Origin of the sequence: Burkholderia sp. ABCPW 14 (genome assembly GCF_001523835.1) — a bacterium.
GTDB classification, from domain to species: Bacteria; Pseudomonadota; Gammaproteobacteria; order Burkholderiales; family Burkholderiaceae; genus Burkholderia; species Burkholderia mayonis.
This window is the reverse complement of the sequence record NZ_LOVS01000147.1, coordinates 1-25,580: the sequence shown is the minus strand read 5'-3', so window position 1 is coordinate 25,580 and position 25,580 is coordinate 1. Positions and strand designations below refer to the sequence as shown.

19 protein-coding genes and 3 pseudogenes are annotated in these 25,580 nt (G+C 64.0%); 8 read left to right on the top strand and 14 right to left on the bottom strand.

Translation table 11 applies throughout. The features are described from left to right. The first annotated feature begins 6 nt into the window (after positions 1–6). The 5 genes and pseudogenes from hpnH to WS62_RS22490 all read left to right on the top strand — a co-directional run bounded on the left by hpnH (position 7) and on the right by WS62_RS22490 (position 5,609). Positions 7–1,167, top strand: a complete 1,161-nt coding sequence (hpnH, locus tag WS62_RS22515) for an adenosyl-hopene transferase HpnH (RefSeq protein WP_059598135.1) — start codon at positions 7–9, stop codon at positions 1,165–1,167. A gap of 524 nt (positions 1,168–1,691) precedes the next feature. After that, positions 1,692–2,045 (top strand): DOPA 4,5-dioxygenase family protein, encoded by a 354-nt coding sequence (locus tag WS62_RS22505; RefSeq protein WP_066575461.1) that lies wholly within the window; start codon positions 1,692–1,694, stop codon positions 2,043–2,045. Positions 2,046–2,252: 207 nt separating this feature from the next. Beyond that, a pseudogene (locus WS62_RS22500) lies at positions 2,253–2,705 on the top strand (LysR family transcriptional regulator); the annotation flags it as partial. A gap of 437 nt (positions 2,706–3,142) precedes the next feature. Further along, the gene (locus tag WS62_RS22495; RefSeq protein WP_066575458.1) at positions 3,143–4,501 is read left to right on the top strand and encodes an aspartate aminotransferase family protein; all 1,359 of its coding nucleotides are present in this window, start codon (positions 3,143–3,145) and stop codon (positions 4,499–4,501) included. 682 nt (positions 4,502–5,183) lie between these two features. Beyond that, entirely contained in the window at positions 5,184–5,609 is a 426-nt protein-coding gene (locus tag WS62_RS22490; protein WP_066575790.1) for a transcriptional regulator, read from the top strand. 231 nt (positions 5,610–5,840) lie between these two features. Here the strand turns inward: WS62_RS22490 and WS62_RS22485 are convergent, their stop codons facing one another. The 11 genes from WS62_RS22485 to WS62_RS22440 form a co-directional block, all read right to left on the bottom strand. Continuing rightward, positions 5,841–6,929, bottom strand: a complete 1,089-nt coding sequence (locus WS62_RS22485; RefSeq protein ID WP_082721197.1) for a tryptophan 7-halogenase — start codon at positions 6,927–6,929, stop codon at positions 5,841–5,843. Further along, entirely contained in the window at positions 6,926–7,363 is a 438-nt protein-coding gene (locus tag WS62_RS37555; RefSeq protein WP_197422899.1) for a hypothetical protein, read from the bottom strand. Before WS62_RS37555 ends, WS62_RS22485 begins: the two co-directional genes overlap by 4 nt. A gap of 50 nt (positions 7,364–7,413) precedes the next feature. After that, the gene (locus WS62_RS22475; protein ID WP_066575454.1) at positions 7,414–9,651 is read right to left on the bottom strand and encodes a LodA/GoxA family CTQ-dependent oxidase; all 2,238 of its coding nucleotides are present in this window, start codon (positions 9,649–9,651) and stop codon (positions 7,414–7,416) included. Between the two features lie 78 nt (positions 9,652–9,729). Next, on the bottom strand, positions 9,730–11,811 hold the full coding sequence (locus WS62_RS22470) for a tyrosinase family protein (RefSeq protein WP_156441084.1): 2,082 nt from the start codon (positions 11,809–11,811) through the stop codon (positions 9,730–9,732). 114 nt (positions 11,812–11,925) lie between these two features. Beyond that, entirely contained in the window at positions 11,926–13,977 is a 2,052-nt protein-coding gene (locus WS62_RS22465; RefSeq protein ID WP_066575443.1) for a multicopper oxidase family protein, read from the bottom strand. 123 nt (positions 13,978–14,100) lie between these two features. After that, entirely contained in the window at positions 14,101–14,754 is a 654-nt protein-coding gene (locus WS62_RS36800; protein WP_156441083.1) for a hypothetical protein, read from the bottom strand. Between the two features lie 69 nt (positions 14,755–14,823). Continuing rightward, a complete protein-coding gene (locus WS62_RS22460) occupies positions 14,824–15,030 on the bottom strand; it encodes a YbdD/YjiX family protein (RefSeq protein WP_059469902.1) in 207 nt (68 codons plus the stop codon). A 10-nt stretch (positions 15,031–15,040) separates the two neighbouring features. Next, positions 15,041–17,119, bottom strand: a complete 2,079-nt coding sequence (locus tag WS62_RS22455; RefSeq protein WP_066575441.1) for a carbon starvation CstA family protein — start codon at positions 17,117–17,119, stop codon at positions 15,041–15,043. A 249-nt stretch (positions 17,120–17,368) separates the two neighbouring features. Beyond that, positions 17,369–17,881 (bottom strand): cytochrome P460 family protein, encoded by a 513-nt coding sequence (locus WS62_RS22450; RefSeq protein WP_082721215.1) that lies wholly within the window; start codon positions 17,879–17,881, stop codon positions 17,369–17,371. 23 nt (positions 17,882–17,904) lie between these two features. After that, positions 17,905–18,984: an alpha/beta fold hydrolase gene (locus WS62_RS22445; protein WP_066575784.1), complete on the bottom strand. Its 1,080-nt coding sequence runs from the start codon at positions 18,982–18,984 to the stop codon at positions 17,905–17,907. 281 nt (positions 18,985–19,265) lie between these two features. Continuing rightward, on the bottom strand, positions 19,266–20,774 hold the full coding sequence (locus WS62_RS22440) for a M81 family metallopeptidase (RefSeq protein WP_066575436.1): 1,509 nt from the start codon (positions 20,772–20,774) through the stop codon (positions 19,266–19,268). Between the two features lie 157 nt (positions 20,775–20,931). Here WS62_RS22440 and WS62_RS22435 point away from each other — a divergent pair, with 157 nt between their 5' ends. Next, a complete protein-coding gene (locus WS62_RS22435; RefSeq protein WP_066575435.1) occupies positions 20,932–21,909 on the top strand; it encodes a LysR family transcriptional regulator in 978 nt (325 codons plus the stop codon). Here WS62_RS22435 and WS62_RS22430 read toward each other — a convergent pair. Then, positions 21,885–22,274 (bottom strand): VOC family protein, encoded by a 390-nt coding sequence (locus WS62_RS22430; RefSeq protein ID WP_066575431.1) that lies wholly within the window; start codon positions 22,272–22,274, stop codon positions 21,885–21,887. The two genes, WS62_RS22435 and WS62_RS22430, sit on opposite strands and share 25 nt — an antisense overlap. 108 nt (positions 22,275–22,382) lie before the next feature. On the opposite strand from WS62_RS22430, the pseudogene WS62_RS22425 reads away from it, so the two are divergent. Then, a pseudogene (locus WS62_RS22425) lies at positions 22,383–22,658 on the top strand (nuclear transport factor 2 family protein); the annotation flags it as partial. A gap of 109 nt (positions 22,659–22,767) precedes the next feature. Here the strand turns inward: WS62_RS22425 and WS62_RS22420 are convergent. Both WS62_RS22420 and WS62_RS34605 read right to left on the bottom strand, forming a co-directional pair. Continuing rightward, entirely contained in the window at positions 22,768–23,793 is a 1,026-nt protein-coding gene (locus tag WS62_RS22420) for a PhnD/SsuA/transferrin family substrate-binding protein (protein ID WP_066575423.1), read from the bottom strand. A 699-nt stretch (positions 23,794–24,492) separates the two neighbouring features. After that, positions 24,493–25,230, bottom strand: a complete 738-nt coding sequence (locus tag WS62_RS34605) for a hypothetical protein (RefSeq protein WP_082721196.1) — start codon at positions 25,228–25,230, stop codon at positions 24,493–24,495. A 245-nt stretch (positions 25,231–25,475) separates the two neighbouring features. On the opposite strand from WS62_RS34605, the pseudogene WS62_RS37550 reads away from it, so the two are divergent. After that, positions 25,476–25,580 (top strand): annotated as a pseudogene (locus WS62_RS37550) (IS5-like element ISCARN85 family transposase); the annotation flags it as partial.

The following is a 25,580-nucleotide window of genomic DNA, read 5'->3' as shown; positions in this document are numbered from 1 at the left end:
CATCTCTTGTCTATTCCGCTGCTCCAGCAAGCCCGCGTCGGCGCGTACATCGTGCGCCAACATCTGTCCGGCAACAAACGCTATCCGCTCGCGCTGATGCTCGAGCCGCTGTTCCGCTGCAACCTCGCGTGCAACGGCTGCGGCAAGATCGATTACCCCGATCCGATCCTGAACCAGCGGCTGTCGATCGAAGAATGCCTGCAGGCCGTGGACGAGTGCGGCGCGCCCGTCGTGTCGATCGCGGGCGGCGAGCCGCTGCTGCACAAGGACATGCCGGAAATCGTCAAGGGCATCATGAAGCGCAAGAAGTTCGTGTACCTGTGCACGAACGCGCTCCTGATGGAAAAGAAGATGGACGACTACCAGCCGAGCCCGTACTTCGTCTGGTCGGTCCACCTCGACGGCGACGAGCAGATGCACGATCACTCGGTGTCGCAGGAAGGCGTCTACGAGAAGGCCGTCGCGGCGATCAAGGAAGCGAAGCGCCGCGGCTTCCGCGTGAACATCAACTGCACGCTGTTCAACGATGCGATCCCCGAGCGCGTCGCGAAGTTCTTCGATACGCTCAAGCCGATCGGCGTCGACGGCATCACGGTGTCGCCGGGCTACGCGTACGAGCGCGCGCCGGACCAGCAGCACTTCCTGAACCGCGACAAGACGAAGAACCTGTTCCGCGAGATCCTGAAACGCGGCGAAGGCGGCAAGCGCTGGTCGTTCAGCCAGTCGTCGCTGTTCCTCGACTTCCTCGCCGGCAACCAGACCTACAAGTGCACGCCGTGGGGCAACCCGGCGCGCACGGTGTTCGGCTGGCAGAAGCCGTGCTACCTGGTTGGCGAAGGCTACGTGAAGACCTTCAAGGAGCTGATGGAGACGACCGAGTGGGACAACTACGGCGTCGGCAACTACGAGAAGTGCGCGGACTGCATGGTCCACTGCGGCTTCGAGGCGACGGCCGTGATGGACACCATCGCGCATCCGCTGAAGGCGCTGAAGGTGTCGATGAGCGGCATCAAGACGGAAGGCAAGTTCGCGCCGGACATCTCGATCGACAAGCAGCGTCCGGCCGAGTACGTGTTCTCGCGCCACGTCGAGATCAAGCTCGAAGAGATCCAGCGCGCGGGCAAGGGCAAGCTGCAGAAGTCGGTGAAGCCGGCCGCGACTGCCTGACGGCCGCAGGCGATGCGGACGCGGCAGCGTCCGCCGTCGTCGACGAGGGCGCCCCGGATTCCGTCCGGGGCGCCTTTTGTTTTGGGCGTAATTTTTACGGTTTGGGCCGGCGTTTTCATCGCGCTTTGCGACGCGTCGGTCGACGTGTCGCGCGTTTCGCGTTTCGCGGTGCGTGGCGTGTTGTCGTGCGGCGTGCGGCCGACGACAGGCAGCGCCGCTCGCGACAGTCGACGCGTTCGGGCGATGCCCGCTGCGTCGTCCATCGCGAGCGCGGGCAACCCGGAATCCATGGCGCGCGCCCTTCGGCTTCGCCCATCGCCGCGCTTTCCGGCACGACGACCAGCGCGACGCGCGACGCCCGTCGCACATCGATCGGCAACGAAGACGTTGCCCGTCGGCGAGCGCGCTAGCCCGTGTCGCGTTACGATCCTCTCGAACCGGCGCCCGATGACGCGCCGCCATCGACAACGCCGCGTGCAACCGCCCGACACCGCCATGCACGCGCAGACATTCCGAGAACCGCCATGACTTCATCCAATGTAGCCGCCATCACCGGCTGGCATGCCCATGTGTATTTCGACGCAGCGAGCCGCGACGCGGCGTGGGCGTTTCGCGAGATCATCGAACGGCGCTTCGGCGCGACCGTGCAGCTCGGCCGCTTTCACGAGCGCCTGGTCGGGCCGCATCCGGCGTGGTCGTATCAGATCGCGTTCGAACCGGCGCAATTCGCCGAAGTGGTTCCGTGGCTCGTGCTCCATCACGACGCGCTCGATGTCTTCCTGCATCCGAACACGGGCGACGAACTGCGCGATCATCGCGACGCTGCGGTCTGGATCGGCCATTCGTACACGCTGAATCTCGAAGCGCTCGGCGGCTGACAGACGGCGCGCCGCCGCACGCCGCACGCCGCACGCAGCACGCAGCACGCAGCGTTCCTGCGACAAGCATCGCGCGGCCGCGAAGCCGGATCGTCAATGCCGTCGCGCACACGCGTTGCATGCGTGATATGCAATTACGCGGATCGCCAGACAATCGGCTCCCGCAATACCATTGCGTGGCACGCACGCTACGACACGGAGGAGCCGATGGCACCTGACCTGAATCTGCTGATTGCGCTCGACGCGCTGCTCGAAGAAGGCAGCGTCGCCGGCGCCGCACGCCGCATGAATCTCAGTCCGCCCGCGAAGAGCCGCACCCTCGCGCGCATTCGCGAAACCGTCGGCGACCCGATCTTCGTCCAGGCCGGCCGCAAGATGGTACCGACGCCGCGCGCGCTCGCGCTGCGGGGCGTCGTGCGCGAGACGGTCGAGCGCGCGTCGCAACTGCTCGCGCCGAGCGCCGATGTCGATTTGCGCACGCTCGACAAGCAGTTCAACGTGCGCGCGAACGACATCTTCGTCGGCATGCACGGCGGCCGGCTGCTCGAGGAGATGGCGCGCGGGATGCCGCGCGCGATGCTGCGCTTCACGCCCGAGGAAGACGATGTCGACGACGACGCGCTGCGCAGCGGCCGCATCGACCTGTTCATCAGCGCAGCGCCTATATCGCACGCTCGAACGTCGCGGCCGCGCTCGCGCTCGGCGTCGCGTACCTGCTGGCGCTGGAAACACCGTATTCGGCCGCATCGACCGTGCTGCTCGTGATCAATCCGATCTCATCGATTGCACAAACTTTCGCCGTAGCTGATTACCATAGACGCGCCCGCGCGACCTGGCACCGCCCCCGCGTCGCGCGACGCTCGGCGGACTTATCGACGACCCGCAATCACCGCTCTCCACCGCTCGCCGCCATTGCCCGGCACGTCTTGGCACTTCCCGCCGCTTCCCGCCTCTCGCGGCGCATCCGCCCGAACGCCAACCTTCGCCACCCCCCGCCCGCCCCAACCCATCCCGCCCGGATCGACCAACCCGAACGAATATGCGAAGCTTTCACCAACGTTTCGCGATTCCGTTTCACCCCGCACAAGGAGCCAAACTTGGAGATCCGCCACGGAGTCAACCTGGCGCGCGCCCGCGCGCTCCTCGCACGCGAACGCGACGCTTTCGAACGGGCGATGCCGAAATCGCGCGCACGCTCCGCCGAAGCGGCGCAACACCTGCTGTTCGGCGTGCCGCTGCACTGGATGCGCGACTGGTCGACGCCATTCCCGCTGTCTGTCGATCACGCGCGCGGCGCGCATTTCACCGACATCGACGGTCATCGCTACGTCGACTTCTGCCTCGGCGACACGGGCGCGATGTTCGGCCACGCGCCCGAGCCCGTCGCGCGCGCGCTCGCCGAGCAGGCAACGCGCGGCTACACGACGATGCTGCCGAGCGAGGATGCCGCGTGGGTCGGCGCGGAACTCGCGCGCCGCTTCCGGCTGCCGTACTGGCAGTTCGCGCTGAGCGCGAGCGACGCGAACCGCTTCGTGCTGCGCTGGGCGCGCGCGGCGACGGGCCGCAAGCACATCGTCGTCTTCAACGGCTGCTATCACGGCACCGTCGACGACGTGTTCGTCGATCTCGTCGACGGCAAGCCGGTGCAGCGCGACAGCCTGCTCGGCCAGGCGCACGATCTGCTCGCGTACACACGCGTCGTCGAATTCAACGATCTCGCCGCGCTCGAAGCCGCGCTGGAGAGCGGCGACGTCGCGTGCGTGCTCGCCGAGCCGGCGCTGACCAACATCGGCATGGTGCTGCCCGACCCCGGCTTCTGGCGCGAAGCGCGCGCGCTGACGCGCCGCCACGGCACGCTGCTCGCGATCGACGAAACCCATACGATCAGCAGCGGCCCCGGCGGCTACGCGGTCGCGCATGGGCTCGAGCCGGATCTGCTCGTCGTCGGCAAGCCGATCGGCGGCGGCGTGCCGTGCGCGGTGTACGGCTTCAGCGCGCGGTTCGCCGAGCGCGCGCAGCACGCGAAGGCGAGCGCGCCGCCCGGCCACTCCGGGATCGGCACGACGCTGACCGCGAACATGCTCGCGATGCGCGCGATCCGCGCGACGCTCGCCGACGTGATGACGGACGCCGCATACGCGCACATGTTCGATCTCGCCGAGCGGCTCGCGGCCGGCCTCGAACACGTGATCACGCGACGCGGGCTGCCATGGTGCGTGACGCGGATCGGCGCGCGCACCGAATTCCAGTTCGCGCCGACGCCGCCGCGCAGCGGCACGGACGCCGGGATGCAGCTCGACAGCGAACTCGAGCACATCGTGCATCTGTATCTGCTGAACCGCGGCGTGCTGATCACGCCGTTCCACAACATGATGCTGGTGTGCCGGGAAACGACGAAGGACGACGTCGATCGGCTGATCGCGGCGTTCGACGCGTGCGTCGGCGAGATGACGTGAGCGACGTTGCGCGAGTGGCGCGAGTGGCGCCGTGCGTGCGTGTTGCGGGAACGCGCACCGGGCATGCGTTGCGTCGCGATCGGCCGATTCGGCAGCCGTTCGACGGACGGGCATCGAGGTGCGCGACGGTGCGCGACGATCACGCCGCCCTTGCGCGGGCCGTTCTTGGCGCAGGCCGGTTGCTCCACGGCGGCGCGTCGGCCGCATGTACGCGCATCGCAAACGCCCCGCCGCCCGGCAACGAAGCAACGCAAGCAATCCGCTGCCACAGACGCTCGCCACATTGTTGCGTGGCCCCTTCGAAGGTGGCAATTATGGCAAGATCCGCAATTCGATCCCGATCCCGAATCTGCATCGGAACGTGCAAAAGCCGCGCCGACAGCGATCAATACACGCGACGCGATCGCGAAATACCGTAGAAAAATGGCACGGTATAAAACGAGATGCCGGTTTGCGCGAATGCCTAAGCGGCACATCGATTATCTCATATAAGTTAATTAAAACCTGACAATCGAAAACACGGCACGCGCTAAACAGAAAATAAACACCATTCAAACAGGCAATCTGGCGACCAAAAATCACCTGGACAACCTTTCAGCACCAAGCCAAATATACCTTATATAGGTTATTTATATCCTATTTGGTTGTCCGCCTCGAGGATGTGCAGCCGCACAATGCGGCCATGCCGACGCTCGAAGAAAAAGCGGCGTTCGCAGAACGCCTCAAATTCGCCTTGAAGCGCAATCCGGAGAAAATCCCCGGTGCGACCGCCCTCGCGCTGCACTTCAACCTGCGGCATCACGGCGCGCAGCCGATTTCGCCGCAGACCGCGCACAAATGGCTGACGGGCCGCACGATCCCGACGCCGGACAAGTTGCGCACGCTCGCCGACTGGCTGCGCGTCGACCTGCATTGGCTCCATTACGGCCCGCCGCCCGGCGCGCCCGGCAGCAAGACGTCGCAACCGCTGCGGCGCAACGAGAAATACGCGCCGATGCCGGAGACGATCGAACTCGCGTCGAAAATCGAGGCGCTGTCGCCGCATCAGCGCTATTTGATGCAGGAATTGATCGAGCATTTTTACGGCGATCCGCCGAAACGCCGCTGAGCGGCGCATCGTGTCTCGCTCGCCGATTCCGGACTGCTTGTGAACAAAGGGGGCGCCTCACGCCGAAGCTTGCTCAGAAACCGCGTGGCGGCGCCACCGAGACGCGCGTGACGAACTAGACCGTAACGCACGTCAGGTGCAGGGCTGCTGAAGAGACTGTCCGCTGGAACGTGTGGAATGGCAGGAACTCAAGCACGCCTCGCCGCTGATCGGCGGCATGTCGACTGCCGACTAGCGGCGCGGAAGATCCTGGTGACGGCGTTGCCAGAACGGTTCATTCGGCCAGCGACGTTCCGTGGCGTAGTACTCGTGCAGCGATTGGCGATAGCTCCCGAAATCACGCTGCAGCATCAATCGATAACGCGACAGCCCACGCGCGTCCCCGCGCAATAGCGAATCGGCGATCGCATAAGCGGCGAAAATCCCGCTTTGCAATGCCTTGGCGATGCCCTGGCCGGACAGCGGATCGTAGCGAATGGCCGCGTCGCCCACACACAGGAGCGGCACGGCCGGCGTTGTCTCGATGAACCGCGAACTCGCGGGGCAGGTCATGGGGCGGCCGTGGAGGTGATCAAGGTCTGCGACCTGCCGTATGTATCGCGTGTTCTCGGCAAGACGGCGGAAACTCGCGGCGGACAACAGCCCGAGCGGGCGCAGCCGATCGGCGTCAGTCATAAAGGCGACCACGCGTGCGCCGGGGGTGGCGGCGCTGTACCACCAGCCGTGCTCGACGGCTTCGATCATCAGGCCTTCGCTGCCATCGCTGAGCGAGCCGGTGCGAAGGCTGCAACCGACCAACCGGTCGCTCGCGATGGCGCGCAGGCCGCAGCGACGCGCCAAGGCCGCCGCCGTTCCCGTGGCGTCCACAACATAGCGTGCGGCCAGTGTCGTGCCGTCGGAGAGAAACACCTGCCATTCGGTCAACGGACGCGCGATCCTCGTCACCTTCGCATTGATCGCGGATGCGACCCGTGCGGACGCCGCTCTGCGAAGCATGCAATCGAAGTCGCCACGCTCGAGGCGCCAGCCGACCTGATGGGCATGAAAGAGGAATTCGTTGCTGGTCAAGCCCGGCTGCCCCCATGCCGACACTGTTCGATACGATGCGCGATGTCCGGCAGCGGCAAATTCATCCCATAAGCCGAGGTGGGCGAGCAGAGGCTGGATGTATGGAGGCGCTACTTCGCCCAGGCGCGATTCGCCCGGGCGCGCGGCATCGATGAGCCCGATACGCAATTGCGGCGCGAAGCTCGCGAACGACAAAGCCGTCGCACATCCGGCGGGCCCGGCGCCCGCGATCAATACGTCGAATATCGTCATGCGTCTGGGCCGCCCCGGAATGGGCAGCAAGCGCACACGATGCCGCCGGTCAGTAATGTACCGGGACCGCCGCCCCAACGCGGGAGCCTGCGGACGACCGAGCCGTCGATCGCCGGAACCCGCGCGATGTCGCTCGGACGATCCGGTGCCCGACATCCCTCGTCGCCGTAGATCCGCTGCTCGACATTGACGATGCCGGCGCGCTGGAGACGCGCATGCATGAGGTTGCCGTCGCCGCGAGCGCCCCCGGGTCCAACGGGCCCGCCGTCGTCACCGATGCGGCCGGGCACGGACGGCAACGGCGCTTCGTCGATGACCGTGGCACCGCGATCGGATTCGGGCTCGTCGAGAGCCGGCTCGATGTCGGGATCGCCAAGGCAACGGCGATGGGCTCGGCGATCGAAGGACAGTGCTCTGCTCGTGAGGTCGTCCACGGCAAGTCTCTCGTGCGAGAGGCGCCTCGTCGGCGCCATGACGTGCGATGTCAGCGCTGCTGGCTTTCCAGCGAGACGTAAACGTAAAGACTGGTCGGGGCCGAGTCGTCGCTCGACGGCGGCAGGAAAGGGTTGCGGATGATAAAGCCGAGCCTCGCCCACTCAGTCACCATCTTGAGATCGCCCGCGAGCGTTTGCGGGACACCGCCGCTCCAGTTTGTCCAGGCGTACGCGTGATTCTCCTCTCCCGCGGCGGACCTTTCCCAATATTGCAGCGGGCGATGGGCCGGCCACCAAAGCGTCGCCCATGTCTGCGTGTTCCTGCGCAGCTCGTCGTCGTTTTCGCTGTCCGGATAGTTGACGTTCCAGTCGGCATAGGTGACGTCGATCTTGTTTGTCGTGCATTCGTTGAAATCCGCTTGCCACGGCAATGCGGAATACTTGGTGATATCGCCCGGCTGCAGCCCCTTGGCGAAATCGCTGTCTTGGCTGAGCGGCCGATCCACATTGAACGTGTAATCGGCCTCGATGCCGCCGATGCCTGTGTTCTGTTGCGCCGCGCTCACGGCAAAGTCGGAGAGCGAGCGGTCGGCCTTGATGCGATAGGGTTCCCAGTAAATCGCCGGATTGCGCATGATCCAGCCGGCCTCCCCGCCGGGGCAGAAGGCGCCGCCGAGGACATTGCTCAGCACGCCGCGGTCGAGTTCGCGCCCTGTCGCGGGAAGCGCCGTCGAATACGGTCGATAAGGCGTGTAAGGAGGGCGTGCGAGCCGGCCGTCATCGAGTTCGTTGTCGAAGCATCCGTTCGCCCATTGCTTGAGAATGAACAGCATATGGTCCGTCAAGCGCAGAAACTTCGACGGCGCATGGTTGGTCAGCGGATTGTCGCCGCACAGCAGCGGCATCAGCGGCAAGTTGTGTATGCGGCTGCTGACACGGTCCTCGATCTTGAATTCGTTTTCCTCGCCGGCCAAACGCAGCAATCCGAACAGGTACTGCCGCAGCGGGCCGTAGGGATCGTCCTGCGCGGACGCCGCGCGGCCGGGCATCGCGCCGAGGAAATCCAGGCGTCGGGCGAAGTGCGGGGCGCTGCTTTTCTCCGGGTCCTGCGCCTGTGCTCGCGCGGCTGAACTGCCCGGCACGACGGACAGCTTGTCGGGATCGAACAGACCGCGCTGCTGCTGGTCATGAGGAAAATTCGATTGCGCCAAAATATCGCAAAGATAGCGGTACTGGTCGGCGCGATACAGAATCGTCCAAACGTCGCGATAAAAATCCGGCCGGCATGCGTCGTTCCAGGTGAGCCGGCCGCTGTCGCGCCATTGCCGGAGCTGGGCTTCATTGCGAAAATCGACGCGCTCCGGATCCTTGAAGGTTCCGAGACGGCCGTAGACGCGCGTATCCGTGGCGAACTTGCGCAGGAACAGATCGTGCAGCACCTCGTCCATCGTCACCATGTCGAGGATCTCCGGCACATAGCGCGGATAGCCGACGATGACCCAGGCCGGGTATTCCACGTCGATAAACCGGGTGCGCTCGACCTGCTTCGAGTCCATGACCAACCGGGCCATCACCGGCCCGTCCGACACGTCGTCGTACCAGCCGTCGTTGTTGGCGTAGTCTTCGATATGCGGTTCGCCCGGGCCGCTTCGCTCCGAGCCCGAGCAGCCATGTCCGCCCAGCACGAGCAGCCGCTGTGCGTCGTCGAGTCTCAGTTCGCCGAGGGTATCGATCGATTGGGGAACGAGCGGCGGCGGAAACGTCGCGGCATACCGCCCCTCCCCGCCGGAGCGGTCAAATGTCGCGCGTCGCCTATTATGTTCGACCGTGCGCGGGCCGGGATCGATGATCAGCCGGCTGCGGTCGACGACGTGAGGATTGCGGCGAGGATGACGAGGCGAGTAGCCGTGCTCGCCGAGCGTCGCATCGAAGCGATACCAGCAGGCCTTCTTGTTGGCGAGATGGACTCGCCAGACGATCTCTTTCAGGGTGCCGTGATTGCCGCCGCCCTCGATGGGCTCGCCTATCTTGAGCGGACGACCTTGCGGCGAGTCGTCGTCGTACACGAAGACCTGGAAGCGTGCGGCTTGGCGCTTGATGAGGCCTCGAGCGTCGCGAAAGTTGGTCACGAACAAAGGACCGACTCCGTCAGAATCGAATCGCTGATTACCCGCGTCGTCGCATGCCAGCGGCAGGCCGGCTGGCGTCTCGGGGGCAAGATAGAACTCCGTATCGCTGTTTCCGAGCCTCGCGATGCCGATACCGGGATGGATCTTGTACGTGGCCATTTGCCTTCTCCGTCGAGTGCGATGGTTGTCGAACGGCACTTGCGCGCGCTGTCTCGATGCTTCTTTGCCGAGCGTGCGTCAATCGAGCAGGTTGAGCGAAACGCCTTCGAGCCTCAACAGTTCCTTGTCTTCGCGATAATCGGCACCGATGACGAGCAGGGTGATTCGCAACTCCTGATCGGGGGCGCGTTCAAGCATCTTTCGCACGGCGGCGGTGACGTCGAGACGATGATTGCGCGGGGTATTGTGGTTGCGCGTGCGCTGATCGAATGCGCGCGTGCGAGCCGGCGGCAAATCGCAGTGGCCAGGCCCGCCATAACATTCGCCGTGGCCGAAAATCGCCAGGTAACCGGCGTAATGTTCGTTGTCGCGAATCGGCGTCGACGCATCCGCCCCGGGCAGATTCAGGAACGCGCGCACGAAGCAGGAGCGCGGCAGTTGGGGAACCCAGTGCAAGCGGATCTCGGCATGCTTGAAATGCCGCGCCTGCGTGCCGATCTTGATCGGCGCCGAAGTGAAACGGCCAATGGGCGCTTCCGTGCCCACGGGCATGAAGAAGGAACTGCGCACGTATTCGTAGCCGAAGCGGGAAATCTCCAGCATGTCCCTGATCGTGTAGTTCCAGGGTGACAACACCGCATCGAGGTCATAAGGCAGGGCCGTCGGATTTCTCGTTTGCCATTCGTGCCAGAGACGGTCGACGTTGACGTGGATTGGCCAGAACACCGGATCATAAGAGGCTGTCAGGTTGGAGAACATGTCGCCCGCCGGCGGCTGCGAGTAGAGATCGTCTCTCGAATGGAACCTGCGGCGCTTGATCGATACGGCGAAGTTGCGTGTTTCCGCGAGCCGCTCGCCGGCTGCATATTCGACCGCCGCCGCTCGATCTCGATCCCAGTCGTAGTCCGGGCGCAGCTTTCCGTCTTCGTCGATCTGGGGATTTTGACCGCCGGTCCAGATATGCATCGTGTTGTGCGGATTCTGGTCGAGAAAACCAAACGACGCGTTGTAGACGTTGCCGCCGCCGAAATCCCGGAAGTTGTTCAGGCGCAGGATCTGCGCGATGTCTTCCGCGCTCGGGTAGTGATAGTGAATGTGCTGCTCGATCGTCCGGCCGCCCGGGAATTCAGCCGGATAGCGCAACGGATACCAGAGTGCATTCGACGCCAGCAGCGCGTCGATCATCGCTCGCCGGTTCTGGTCAGCGGGAGCGGGCTTGACGTGCGTATAGCCGATCTCCTCGATCACGTGGCGGAAGAACTTGTCCTGCGAAACGAAGCCCTTCCGCAGCCGCGCCAATTCGCGAAAGCCGCGCTCCTGTTCGGACGTGAGCCGGGGAGACAGCCGATTGATCAGCTCGTTCGCCTGCTCTTCGCGCAGATAGCCCTGAAATGCACTCGGAATGATGCGTCCGTGCTCGGGTTCGTGCGGCCGATAGCACGGCATCGTCCAGTCCCAGTAAGGCAGCATGAGGCCGGAATCGAAGTCTTGCAGGTTCTGCTCGAATTCGTAGACGTAGGCTCGATGCCACGGAAGAAAGCGCTCCCAGCCGTGCTGGCAGTGATTCTGGTGGATCAATGCTTGATTGTTGTAGTTGCGGCGATCCTGTTCGTGCTTGTCGAGCTCGTAAAGCTGGCGAAATGCATTGCCCAGGCGGTCGAGCTCCGTGTCGGAAAGGCAATCGATATTGGCGCGCTGGCGCGGCTCGCCCTCGTGGTACACGTATCGCCGAGCATTCGTGTTGCCGATCGCGAACTCGAGGTCCGTCACCTGCGCATGAAATATCTCCGGCTCGCCCATCGCGAGCCGGATCGAGCGAGGATCGTCGCACGGACAGCCTTCATCGATCCAAGCGGCCACGACACCGATATCGGCTTCGGCCATGGGCTTGCCGTCCCATCGGAACTGCGCGAAACGCGAGCCGTCGAAAGGCGCCGTGCCGCGCAGCGCCCGGATGAGCCCGGAGCGCGCACTCCGGCGCTCTTGTTGGTCGCAGCAGGATGATGTTCCGGCTGGGGCAATGAGGTGGAGATCGAGGATCTTGACCTCCATCAACTGCTCGAGCGGCAGTTCCCAGAAGCTGCCGAGCTCCGCGTATTTCCATGGGCCGCCGCCCGCCGCGGCGGCGAGTATTTTCTTGACTCTGGTGTAATCGCTCATGAACGGGATCTCCACGCGAGCGCGTCGAGATGGTGCCGCTCGACGGGCACATGCAGCAACCTTGTTCGCAACGGTTTCGACGGCGATCGCCCGATCACCGTCAAACGGTCGATCCTAGTGCGACATGTCCGAACGGACCATATTGCTGGCCTGGGCGTTCGACGTCGAAGCCTCGGGCAACGCGATGCGAACGTTCTGCATCATTCCCTGATCCTCGTGATCGAGGATATGACAATGCAGCACGAAGTCTCCGATGTAACGCTCATAGCGGGTTCGCAAGACGATCGTGTAGATACCCTTCTTGTCGTTGGGCTTGCTGGGTCCCTTGATCCAGAGCGTGTCCTTCCAGACCCCCTTCAGCCCTCGATATTGCGGATCCGGCGGTTCCTTGGCTGCTCCGCCGACGTCGATCGCACCGGGCTCGCTCACGTCCTTGCCATTCGGATCGAGAATCTTGACGATCTGGAACGGGTTGACGTGAATATGGTAAGGATGGCCAACGAAGTGGGATTGAATTTGCCATTCTTGCGCCGTGCCCACAGTGAGTTGGCGATCGATCCGATTCGGATCATAAGGCGCGAGTTTGAGGTCCTTGTCGAACGGCCCGCTGCCGACCTCGAATTGGATCGGTTGCGCGTGGGTATTGATGAAGAACGTCAGGTATTGAATGGGCAGGCCCCGCACGTCAGCCTCGGCGATTTCGGCGTGGGGCGTGAAGCGAGTCAGGCGCATGCCGTTTTTCAGATCGGCCACGACCTCAGAAGCAATGGGAGCAGGCAATGCACGCTGCGCACCGGCGATGAGTTGGCTCTGAATGTAGCTATCGACGTGCTTCACCTGCGTGCCGGGCGAGACATCGACGAAGCCGAGCAACCGGCGCGGAACCGCCTGCCTCGACACAGAGGCGGGAGCCGATATCTCGGCATTGACGATGCAATAGCGTCCCGGCTTGGGAAACACGACCAGCGCGTCGCTGCGATAGCCCGGTTGCAGCGTGTCGATATTGCGTCGTTGCGCGGCGGCCATCGTCAATCCGTCCGAGGCAATGACCTCATAGGACAAGGGCTCTCCCGTGCAGTCTTGGTAGATGGCGCGCTCGACAGCCTCGGCGTTCAGCCCCTTGAGCAGGGGCGCGTGCTGCGCGCTCGCTTTGAAGAACTGCACCGCGATCGTATCGCGCACGCCGCCGTGAATGAAACGCCAGCGCTCGACATCGCCGGCCTTCGCCTTGAAGGTGGGAAGCACAAGGCCATTGACGCTGGTATAGCGTCCAGACTCTGCCCATGATCCGGGGCCGAACCCATTGCCGTTCTTGTCCGAATATGATTCGATGCCGCCGACGTCGCCCTCGCCGCAGACCCAGGCGACGACTTTGCCGCCTTCCTTCTTGACCTTGATGTTCCCGTCCTTGTCGAGGCAGCCGTATTGAATCTGCTGCAGCACCAGAATCCGCTCGGCGAAGCTGGTGCCGTCGCGTTTCTTGAGGATCACGTCGATGTCGCCATGCGCATCCCGCGTAGGCGGGCGGTTGCCCCGCACGATCAGCGCGCCGGCCATGCCGCTCGACACTTGCAGTGCCGTCGAACCGTGCCGGTGCGGGTGATACCAGAACGTCCCGGCCGGATGATCGGGCGGAATGTTGTATTCGTATTTGAAGCTGACGCCCGGATCGATCGATATCAGGACGTTGTCGCTATTACCGGCCGGACTGACCCAGATTCCGTGGGAATGCAGATTCGTTCCGTTGAAGCAATGCGGAACGTTGTGCTTCATGTTTGCCGGACTGCAACTCGAATCGGACGGCAAATCGTCGTGCAGCGTAATGTCGACCGTTTCGCCGGGATTGACTTCGATTGTCGGAGCGACATACGGTTTTTTGGGATCCGTACCGGTGCCGCTGTAACTGCGTAATTTGACGTCGTCATTACGGTTGGTCGCCGGATTGTAGAGTTTGTTTTGAACGTAGTTGACGTGCAGATCGTAAATCTTCCTGCCCGGCAGCATTTTCGGAACGCGGTTTACCGAGAGCGCAAGCGGGTTCATGAAAAGGCGCACATCCGCCGGGCTCTCATCGGTCGCTGCCGCCGAGAAGGTGCTCGCGAGCATGCCGCACAGCAGCGCGGCGCACCGCAATTTATAGTAGCGACTCGTGAAAATAAGCGACATGGTTTAGACCCCCGCATTTTATATTCTTAATGAACGGCATGAGTCTTTAATTGCGCGGCTACGCTTTTCTGTTTTTTAGGAGACGGTCAAAACGAAGTCAATGCGACGGGTAATGGAACCGATTTAACCTATTAAAACTTGTAGGAAAAAGTCGACACCGTGAATTCGAGCCATCTGTTTCTTGATGGCGATCCTTTCAGTGAAATCGGATCGAAAAGAATGCTGGCATCCCGGCGTGAGCTTGCCTTTTTCCCGGGAAGTCGACGATGCAATCAAAACCGTCTCGGCGGAGCAGATTGCGGTGGGACTTGAGCAGACGGAATCGAGCCAGCCGACGGTCGATCCGATCCATCGGGCAATCCTCCGGAACAGAATCTCTACCGACGGAAGACTCGAAAAGCGATGAAATTGCCGACAGTACGCTACGACCGCGTGCTCTACCGCCCGAGGGCACGCCGGCAACCCGGAACCCGATTGATTGCAATCTCGCCGCCTGGAATACAACCGATGCCGGTAAGCGTGGCGCGATCCGCCGAGCGCAGCAAGCGCCGCCGTCTCCGACCGGCCCTTCATCGCGATCATGAGAAGCGGAAGAACGGTACAGCCACGCACGGGATGAAATATCCAGCAAGCGCGCGATGAACCACAGGTGGAGTATCGATTGCGCGAAGGCAATGCAACACCGCGATGCCGGCTGCCGCGATTCATGCACTCGCCGATCGCGCTCGGCAAATCATTGCCGATTCGAGAAAATCCGCCCATGAAAAAAAGCGCCACGGCTTACGCCATGACGCTTTTCCTTTATCGCAGAAATCGCGAAAGCACCACCGCCCGCGAACTACGCCGTCAGCAGCACTTCCCCGCCCCCGAACCGTACCGCGCGTTCTGTCGTTCGCGGAAAAACGCCTCGTACGACATCACCGGACGATCGGGATGCGTCGCGCGCATGTGCGCGACGTAGCCGTCGTAGTCGGGCAGGCCGACCATCAGCCGCAACGCCTGCCCCAGATAACGGCCCGCCGTGCGCAATTCGCCGCCGAGATCGGAGAACATCGCGGCCTCCTTATCGCCCGCTGCCGAGCGCTTGCGCGGCCGGCATCGGCTCGTACGGCGTCTCGCGCGACGTCGGCTGCTCGACGCGCCGCGCGCGCACGACCGCAATCACGCCGTACGCCGCGATGCTCACGACGACGAGGATGAAGAGCCCCGCGAGCGCCGCGTCGACGTAGTCGTTGAAGATGATCCGCTGCATCTGCGCGAGCGACTTCGCCGGCGCGAGCACCTTGCCTTCGGCCGCGGCCGCCTGCAGCTTCGCCGCGTGCGCGAGGAAACCGACCTTCGGATTCGCGTCGAACACCTTCTGCCAGCCGGCCGTCAGCGTGCAGATCAGCAGCCACACGGTCGGCACGATCGTCACCCACGCATAGCGCTCGCGCTTCATCTTGAACAGCACGACCGTGCCGAGCACGAGCGCGATCGCGGCAAGCATCTGGTTCGAGATGCCGAACAGCGGCCACAGCGTGTTGATGCCGCCGAGCGGATCGACCACGCCCTGATACAGGAAGTAGCCCCACGCGGCGACGCAGAGCGCCGTCGCGATCAGGTTCGCGGGCAGCGATTCGGTGCGCTTCAACGCCGGATGGAACGTGCCGAGCAGATCCTGCAGCATGAAGCGGCCCGCGCGCGTGCCCGCGTCGACCGCGGTCAGGATGAAGAGCGCTTCGAACAGGATCGCGAAGTGATACCAGAACGCCATCATCGCCTGGCCGCCGATCACCTGATGCAGGATCTGCGCCATGCCGACCGCGAGCGTCGGCGCGCCGCCGGCGCGCGCGATGATCGTCGTCTCGCCGACCGCCTTCGCGGTTTCGGTCAGCATGTCGGGCGTCAGCATGAAGCCCCATTGCGTGACGGTCTGCGCGACCGCCTCCGGCGTCGTGCCGAGCACGGCCGCGGGCGCGTTCATCGCGAAGTAGACGCCCGGCTCGATTACGCACGCGGCGACGAGCGCCATGATCGCGACGAACGATTCCATCAGCATCGCGCCGTAACCGATGAAGCGCGCGTTGGTTTCGTTGTCGAGCAGCTTCGGCGTCGTGCCCGACGCAATCAGCGAATGAAAGCCCGACACCGCGCCGCACGCGATCGTGATGAACAGGAACGGGAACAGGCTGCCCGACCACACCGGGCCCGTGCCGTCGACGAACCTCGTCAGCGCCGGCATTTTCAGCTCGGGCGCGACGATCAGGATGCCGATCGCAAGACCGACGATCGTGCCGATCTTCAGGAACGTCGACAGGTAATCGCGCGGCGCGAGCAGCAGCCACACCGGCAACACCGATGCGACGAAGCCGTAGCCGATCAGAATCCACGTGAGCTCCGTGCCGCTGAACGTGAACCACGCGGCGAGCGCCGGCGAATCGTGCACGTGCTGGCCGTACGCGATCGACGCCATCAGCAGCACGAAGCCGATGATCGACACTTCGCCGATCCGGCCGGGCCGGATGTAGCGCGTGTAGACGCCCATGAAGAGTGCGATCGGAATCGTCGCGGCGACGGTGAACGTGCCCCACGGCGAGTTCGTCAGCGCCTTCACGACAATCAGCGCGAGCACCGCGAGGATGATCACCATGATCAGGAACGCGCCGAACAGCGCGATCACGCCGGGCACCGTGCCGAGCTCCATCTTGACGAGATCGCCGAGCGAGCGGCCGTCGCGGCGCGTCGAGATGAACAGCACGATGAAATCCTGCACCGCGCCGGCGAACACGACGCCCGCGAGAATCCACAGCATCCCCGGCGTGTAGCCCATCTGCGCGGCGAGCACGGGGCCGACGAGCGGCCCGGCGCCGGCGATCGCGGCGAAGTGATGGCCGAACAGCACGTATTTGTTGGTCGGCACGTAGTCGAGGCCGTCGTTGAACTTGACGGCGGGCGTCATCCGCAGCCCGTCGAGCTGGACGACCTTGCTCGCGATGAAGCGGCTGTAGAAGCGATATGCGATCAAATACACGCAAACGGCGGCGATCACGATCCACAGCGCGCTGACCCGCTCGCCGTGCGCGAGCGCGATCGTGCCGAACGCGAACGCGCCGAGCAGCGCGACTGCAATCCAGAGCAGATAACTGGAAGCCCGATTCATGGCGTCTCCTGTCTATTTTTCGAAATATGCGCGGCGGGCGGCCGCGCGCAACGACGGCAAGCGTCACGCTGCGTCGGGACGTAGCGATGGGGCCATATTGTTCGCCTTTGGAACAAACCTAACAAGCGCATGACTACGTACGGGGGCTACGTAGCATTGCGTACGGGTTTGCGAGGGGACGAGCGCCGTTCGATGCTTCGGAATATAAGACCGAACGGCGACAAAGAAAACCGCCCGCGCGCGGACGCGCTACGGCGCGAACCGCGTGAAGACGAAATCGCGGTCCTTCACCCGGGCCTGATGGCAGGCGAAGCAGGTCTGATGCTGCGCTACGTCGGCCGGCACGCCGCCGACGAAACGGCCGAAGCCCCAGCCTCCCGTCGACGCATACCGGCGCGAATCCTTGACCATCACCTGCACCGTCGTCGCCGGCCCCGGCACCGTCGCCGGCCCGAAATCGTCGGACGGCTTGCGCCTGTACGCGAGCTTCACGAACATCGCGCCGTCCGGAAACGGCAACGTCGCATGCTCGATCGCCTTCACGGCCGCGGGATTGCCGAGCACCACGCGCAATTCGTCGAGCGGCGCCGCCTCCTCGGCCGGCGCGATCATCTCCCATTTCCGATAGCCGTCGGGAAGCGTCACGCCGTAGATCGGCGACGCGGCCGGCTTCGTGGCCTCCGCGAACGCGCCGCCGCCCTGCGCCGCGAACAGCAGCAATGCACCCGCGACGAGCGCGCGAGCCATTCGAAGACTTCGTATCGACATCGCATGTTCTCCTCTCGTCACAGCTGCGCGACCTGCGCGATCGCGTCGGCGAACGCCTTCGGCGCCTCCTGCGGCAGGTTGTGTCCGATGCCGCCCGCGATGTCGCGATGCAGATACTTGCCGGTGAACTTCTTCGCGTAAGCGGCGGGCTCAGGATGCGGCGCGCCGTTGGCATCGCCTTCGAGCGTGATCGTCGGCACCGAGATCGTCGGCGCGGCCGCGAGACGCTTTTCGAGCACGTCGTATCGACGCTCGCCCTGCGCGAGCCCCAGACGCCATCGGTAATTGTGGATGACGATCGCCACGTGATCCGGATTCCGAAACGATTGCGCGGAGCGTTCGTACGTCGCGTCGTCGAAGCGCCACTTCGGCGACGCGAGCTGCCAGATCAACCGGTTGAAATCGTCGCGGTTCGCCGCATACCCGGCCGCGCCGCGCTCGGTCGTGAAGTAGAACTGATACCACCATGCAAGCTCGGCTTTCGGCGGCAACGGATTGCGGTTCGCCTCCTGGCTGCCGATCAGATAGCCGCTCACCGATACGAGCGCCTTGCATCGCTGCGGCCACAACGCCGCGACGATGGCCGCCGTGCGCGCGCCCCAGTCGAAGCCGCCGAGCACGGCCTGATCGATCTTCAGCGCATCCATCAGCGCGACGATGTCGGCGGCGATGACCGCCTGCTGGCCGTTGCGCGGCGTGTCTTCGGACAGGAAGCGCGTCGAACCGTAGCCGCGCAGGTACGGCACGACAACCCGGTATCCGGCCGATGCGAGGAGCGGCGCCACGTCGACGAAGCTATGGATGTCGTACGGCCATCCGTGCAGCAGGATGACGACCGGACCGTCCTTCGGCCCGAGTTGCGCGTAGCCGACGTTGAGCGGGCCGGCGTCGATCTGATGGATCGCGTCGAACGACGCCGCGCTCGCGACGCTCAGGACGCTCGGGACGCTCGGGACGCCCGGCGCACTGTCCGCGCTCGTCGAGCGTGGCGCGGACTGTGCGCGAGCGAGACCGTCGAGGCCGAGGTTCATCAAGCCGACGCCCGCGAGCGTGGTTCCCATCAGCCGACGGCGTCGGACGTTTATCGCATCGGACATGATCAGTCCTCCTTCAAGGTTGTCGGAAAACGCCGCATCGCATGCGGCGGCGAAACTTGCGGCGCGCGACGCGTCGCGTCGCGTGAACAAACGATCGCTCCGCATTTCGATGCGTCGCCCCGTCTCCCGGAACGACGCCGTTCATCGAATCGACCGCGATCCGTCGGCGTCGCCGGAAACGTGGCCCGGGCCCGCACCGGCGCAACGGCAAACACGAGCCGGGCCGACCGGCGGACATCGCTCGCGCCGGTGACGTGCCATCGAATGGAAATGGATATGGACTAACGCGTCGACGCGCGAAGCGACCTGAAGGTCCGCCCCTTCGGCCGGATGCGGATATCCGGATCGAGACGCGCCCACGCAAGGTCCGCGGGATCGGCGGCCATCGGCCTGGGCGCCTTTGCGACGAGGATCGCCTCGGCGATCGCTTCGAAGTCCGCACGAAAATGAACCGAGCTCTTGTTCACGAGGATCTTCATCCGCTCGGGCTCGATTCCCGCGACACGGAACAGGTTGCGCTCGAACGTCTGCATCTTGATCGTGCTCACCGCGATCCGGACGCCTTCGATCCGCAGGCACGCCACCGGCCCGAGATCGCCGCGCATGCCGTTGAACATCGGACCGTCGAAACGAAAACGCCCGTCGGACAGATGCTCGACCTCGAACTCGGCCGCGAGCGGCGCATCGCCTCGCACGCCCGAGCGGCCGCCGAGACTCAGGCCGATGCGCGCGCCCACGCCCGCCCGGTGCGCCGCGGCGGCGGCATCGGGATCCCAGATCACGCCCACCGCCGCCTCCTTCGCTCCGTTGCGAAGCAGCGCGCGCACCATGCCCATCGTATCGGCATCGCCGCCCGCGCCGGGATTGTCCTGCGTGTCGGCGATGACGACGGGCTTCGCCGCCGCGCGGCTCAGGCGGATCGCCTCGATTGCGGCCGCGTCGGGCGTCAGGAACGGCACGTCCCAGCGCGACTCTTCGTCGACGAGCCTCGAAAACAGCGCATCAACGGCACGCTCGGCGGCCTCGCTGTCGAACGCGTGCGCCCACACCGTCGGCCCGCATTCCGGGAAGTCCGCGGCCGGAAAGCCCGGCGCGAACGACATCGATACGACGCCGTCGCGTTCGAGCTGCGCGAGCAGCCGATACGTGCCGCCGGCGGGTTCCATATGCGTGCACATGCCGTTGATCGGGATCAGGAACGGCAGCCGGCGCATCGCGCAATGCAACGGCCGGCCTTCGGATACGATTCGCTCGAGAACCTGCGCGGCGCGCTCGCCGGTTTCCGCCATGTCGACGTGAGGATAGGTGCGGTATGCGATCAGCGCACTCGCGTGCGCAACCATTCGCGCGGTGATGTTCGCGTGCAGATCGAGCGACGCGACGATCGGCATCCGGTCGCCGACGATCCGCCTCACGCGCGCGAGGATCTCGCCTTCGCCATCGTCGATCTGCTCGGTGACCATCGCGCCGTGCAAGTCGAGATAGATCGCGTCGAACCCGCCCGCCTCGACCGCCGCGACGATCTCGCCGCAAATTCGCTCGAATGCGTCGGTCGTGACGTGCGCGGACGGACACGCGCCCGCCCAGATCACGGGCAGCAGCACATGCCCGTGGGCCGATGCGGCCTTGATGAATCCGCCGATCGGCACGTTGACGCCGCGCAGCGCCAGCACGTCGGCGCCGCGCGTCAACGGCGGGAAGCCCTCGCCGCGAATGAAGCTCTGATACGACGCTCGCGTCGGCGCGAACGTATTGGTCTCGTGCTGGAAGCCTGCAATCAGAATGTTCATTTCGTTTTCCTGTATGACGCGCGGCGTCTCGCTTACCTCCGCCGGACGATCGCTGCGTTGAGTTCATGTTGGCAGGGCAATGCCTGACTAGCAAGAGCAACTAAGTTCACATATCGTTGCCTTATGAACAACACACAATCGATCCGCGAGCGACTCGATGCGAGAAATCAATCAGCAGCGCCTTCGGTATTTCCACGAAGTCCTGACGCACGGCACCATTCGCGGCGCCGCCGAGCACATCAACACGTCGCCGTCCGTCATCACGCGGCAGATCAGGCTGCTCGAAGAAGAACTGGGCGCCACACTGTTCGAGCGGCAGGCGCGCGGCGTGCGGCCGACGGAAGCCGCCGCTCATCTGCTCGAGTTCTGGCGGGGCTACCGGTCTCAACAGGAAAAGCTCGAAGACCAGCTTCATGCGCTCACGGGCCTTCAGCAAGGGCACGTCCGGATCGTCGTCAGCGAAGGGTTCGTCGATACGCTGGTCGACGACGTGCTGGCGCCGTTCTGCGCGAAATATCCGAAGCTGGACATCGGCCTGGACATGCTGGCGGTCGACACCATCCTGCAGGACGTCGCGGAAAGCCGCGCGCACATCGGGCTCGCATACAATCCGCCGCCCCATCCGCTCATCGCCTATCGCACGAGCTCGCGGCAGCCGGTCGTTCTGCTGCTGCGCCGCGATCATCCGCTGGCGCGGCGAAAGCGGCCGGCGACCATCGACGATCTTCGCGCGTACCCACTCGCGCTGATGCCGCCGACGTTCGGCATCGGTCACGTGGTCAGGATGCTGGAACTGGCCGAGAACATCGAGATTCGGCCGACGATGACGACGAATTCGCTCACCGCGCTGAAGCGCGTCGTCACCGCCGAGAACTTCATCACGCTGATCGGAGAATTCGCTGCGTACCGGGAAATCGCGAACGGCGAGCTGACGACGGTTCCGATCGCCCATCCGCTGTTCGAGAGCACGCATGCGCGGCTGCTCGTCAAGTCGGGGCGTCCGCTCGCCCCCGCTCCGCTCGAGTTGCTCAAGTGGATCGAGACGCGGTTGGCGGTGTTTTCCGTGGCGGCCGGTCGCGGTCCCGCCGGGCGAGACAAGCGTCGGAAAAGTCAGCCCCCCGTTCCCAAATCGTAGGGTTGCGTCAGCAGTTCGAGGAAGTGACCGTCCGGATCGTCGAAATACACACCGCGCCCGCCGCTGTGCGCATTGATCTCGCCCGCGTGGCGCTTCGCCGGATCGGCCCAATATGTGAGCCCTCGCTCACGAATGCGCGCGAACGCGCGATCGAATTCGTCGTCGCCGACGAGGAACGCGTAATGCTGCGTCGAGATCGGATCGTCGCTTTCGTGGAAGTCGAGCGACACGCCGTTCGCGAGCGACACGACCAGCATCGGGCCAAACGGAACGGGCTCAGGCAAGCCGAGGATGTCCGTCAGGAATTGCGTCGAGCGCCGCTTGTCGCGGCACCAGACGATCGTATGGTTCAGTTGCGCGCTCATGTCGTCTCCTTGCCGGATGCGGCCCCATGGGAATGGCGCTCGGGCCGCGCGAATCGCCTCCGAATACAGAATAGGTCGCGGTGCGAAATTTCGGAGGAAACGGCCACATCGGGCATGCTCGAAGGACGCGACCGGATTCGCGCGCGGCTCGAGAAGGCGGCGACGCGCAAGCCGGACGCGCGCACGCGCCATCGTGTTGGCTATTTCAACGACCGCAAGCGGCTGATCCGAGCGTGCCCGCGTGCGACGCCGACGGGCGAGCAGATGGATTTCGTCGAGACGATGGAGATCGAGAACGGCCAGATCCGTCGACATCGCGTGTATTGGGGCTGGCGCGGCGTGCCGATCATCGAGGCCGACGCGTATCGCAAGGGCGGCAGGTAAAAGCGGCTCGCGCCACGCTCGTCGCTCGCCGCTCGCCGCCCGTCACCCGTCGCCCGTCGCCGGTCGCTCGCCGCCCGTCACCCGCCACCCGTCGCCCGCTGCGCGCGGATCAGACCGCGCCGATACGTTGCACCGCGATCGATGCGACGTCGACGCGTCGCGGCAGGATCGCGTCGCGCAACGCGCGATCGGCAACCTGCTGCAGCGTCGCGATGTCGGCCGCGCCGACGGCCCGCTGCGCGAGCGCCGCGCGGCGCGTGATGTCGGCGGCCGTATCGAGCGAAAGGCGCGTGAGCGACGCGTAGACTTTCGCGTAATCGTCCGGATGCGCGAGCGCCCAGCGGCCCGCCCGTTCGAGCCGCGCAAGCGCGTCGGCGAGCGCCGCGCGCTTCGCGCGGTCTTCGAGCGTGCCGACGGGCGACGTCAGGAATGCGAGACCTGAATTGATGCCGCCGCCGTCGCGCACGACGCGCGCGCCGCGCCTGACGACGTGCCCATAGTACGGATCGAACGTCGCCCAGATATCGATCCGCTTCGCTTCGAACGCGGCGAACGCGTCGACGGGCAGCACGAAGCGCACGTCGACGTCCTGCCGCGACAGCCCGCGCTCCTCGAGCGCGCCGTATAGCTGGTACTGCGAAATACTGCCGCGCGCGGACGACACGACGACCGTCCGCCCTTTCAGATCGGCGACGCCGCGCACCGGCGAATCGAGCTGCACGACGATGCCGAGCGACGCCGGCGAACCGACGCGCGTCGCGACGATCCGCAGCGCCGGGTCGCCGAGCGCGGCCGTGAGCACCGGCAGGTCGCCCGCAGGCGCGAGGTCGATCGCGCCCGCGCGCTGGGCCTCGAAGAGCGGCGCCGCGCCCTGGAAATTCGCCCAGCGGAATCGATACGGCGTGTCGTTCAGCACGCGCGCCGCTTCGGCGAGCGCGCGCAGGCCGCCCGCCTGGTCGCCGAGCACGAGCGTGACGCCGGACACGTCGACGCCTGCCGCCGCGGCCGTTGTCTGTTGCGCGGCCAGCGCCGACGCGAAGCGCCCGGCCAGCACAGCACCCGAAACGGCGGCGGCAACGCATCGCAACGCGCGACGGCGCACGGCGAACGACGGCGGAAAAGCGGGACGGCTCATCGGCGGCGGCCTCTCGAATGACGAATGACGCGGCCGCGCACGATCGCGCGGCAGACGCCAAGCTTAGGGAATCGCTCGCGGCCGAACAAACATCGATTTGCGAAATGCTTATCGGGAACGTGCATGGCCGATGCACATGGGCGCGGGCGTCTTTCGCGTTCGCGCAGCGCTTGCCGCATCAGACTTGCGTTGAATGGCGTCGCGATCGAGGCGCGCTTCGGACGATATGTCGAGCCGCGTCGAACAATCGCGGGCCGCGGCATTCCACACGGAATGTCGCATTGGCGATATCGCAATCGCAATCGACGTCGACGTCAGCCGACCATCACGAACATCGAGCAGGTGATTCTCGTGAGCGCCTTGACGCGGCGTCTGCGATAGACGAAAGACGTGACGTTCATCACCGCGTCCGAGGATGCGGTCGAACGACTTCGCCTCATCCGCCGACACGTCGCGAGCGATCGCCCATGAACGCCCGTAAAAAATTGCTTCGTAGATTTGTGGGAGACGGAGGGCGCTTTCCGACCCGGAACTGCCGTTCGGATTTCTGACGCCACTATGACCGCTTCCGGGCTACAACGGGCGCTTACCCCGCTGAATTGGTCTAGACGTTGTCGGCCTTAGCTTCTGCTCAGGTGCGGGCGTTTGTGAGGCCGCTTTAGATGGCCGTACTCTGGACAGCGCCTCCCGATGGAAGGGCTATAAGTTCGCATCGTGAGGTAGTGGTTCGTTGCGGAGTTCCGCGAGTGTTTTTCCGAATGATGGGTTGTACTTTCTGGCATATTCCAGTGTGACATTTGGAATCGTGAAACGAGCAACATGTTTCCCACCAAAAACATCTCGCAAACAGATCTTGATTCGAGTTCCTTTAGCGCCCGCCGTAGGAAAGCAACCACCCCAACTGTCTGATTGCTCGAAATAAACAACCCCATTTTCGGATTGACCAGGCTCCAGATATGTCGAGACAGGAGTCGGCGCATGAATGCTTCTCTGAGTCAAGAATGGATAGAATTTGATGTTATCGCCGATCGTGGCCTGAAAATCCGATATGGCGACAGCCTGGTCGTGTAGCCAGAACCATCCAATCCCATACTTGAACCAAGATCGTGTGAATGGAGTGACGTACCAGTGATACCCGACCGATATCCGTTCGATGCTCGACGCTGCCGATCCAATATTGGCAATCTTTAAATACAGCGCGACTCCGGTTCTATGAATATCGAATTCATTTTGCCTTTTGCCTATACGAAATGTGCATACAAAAGTCGGGCCATCAATCAATCGAATCTTGAACTTCGGCCTGCGACGAAGTGCCGAGAAGATGCCACTGATCCATCCAAGCCCGAGGGTTACCGCGAAGATGGCAACACCGACAACCCCTTGGTTGTCATTTAACCACTTTGCAGTGGTGATGTATGTCTGATAAATATCGAGCATCTAACGTTTGAGGTAACGAGCCGCTGGAGCGCGGAAGACAGGGGATCCTATCGACCCGTTGCTACCGGTCGAGCAGTCGGGGTTCCAAGGGTAGGTAGCAAATCGGAACGGTCATTCGGTGTATTCAATTGAGGACGAGTCATCGGCAGAAGCCGCCGTCGGCGAACGGTGGTTATCGTGAGTGCTGCGATGTCGATCCGGCTAGGGCGTGTTCACACACATTGATTTAAGGTTATGCTTCGGGGATGGAAATCTCCGAAGCCCAATTCAAACAGATCGAACATTGCCTGCCGCGACAGCGAGGCAATGTGAGCCTGCCGAACCTGCAAGTGCTCAACGCGATCCTCTAT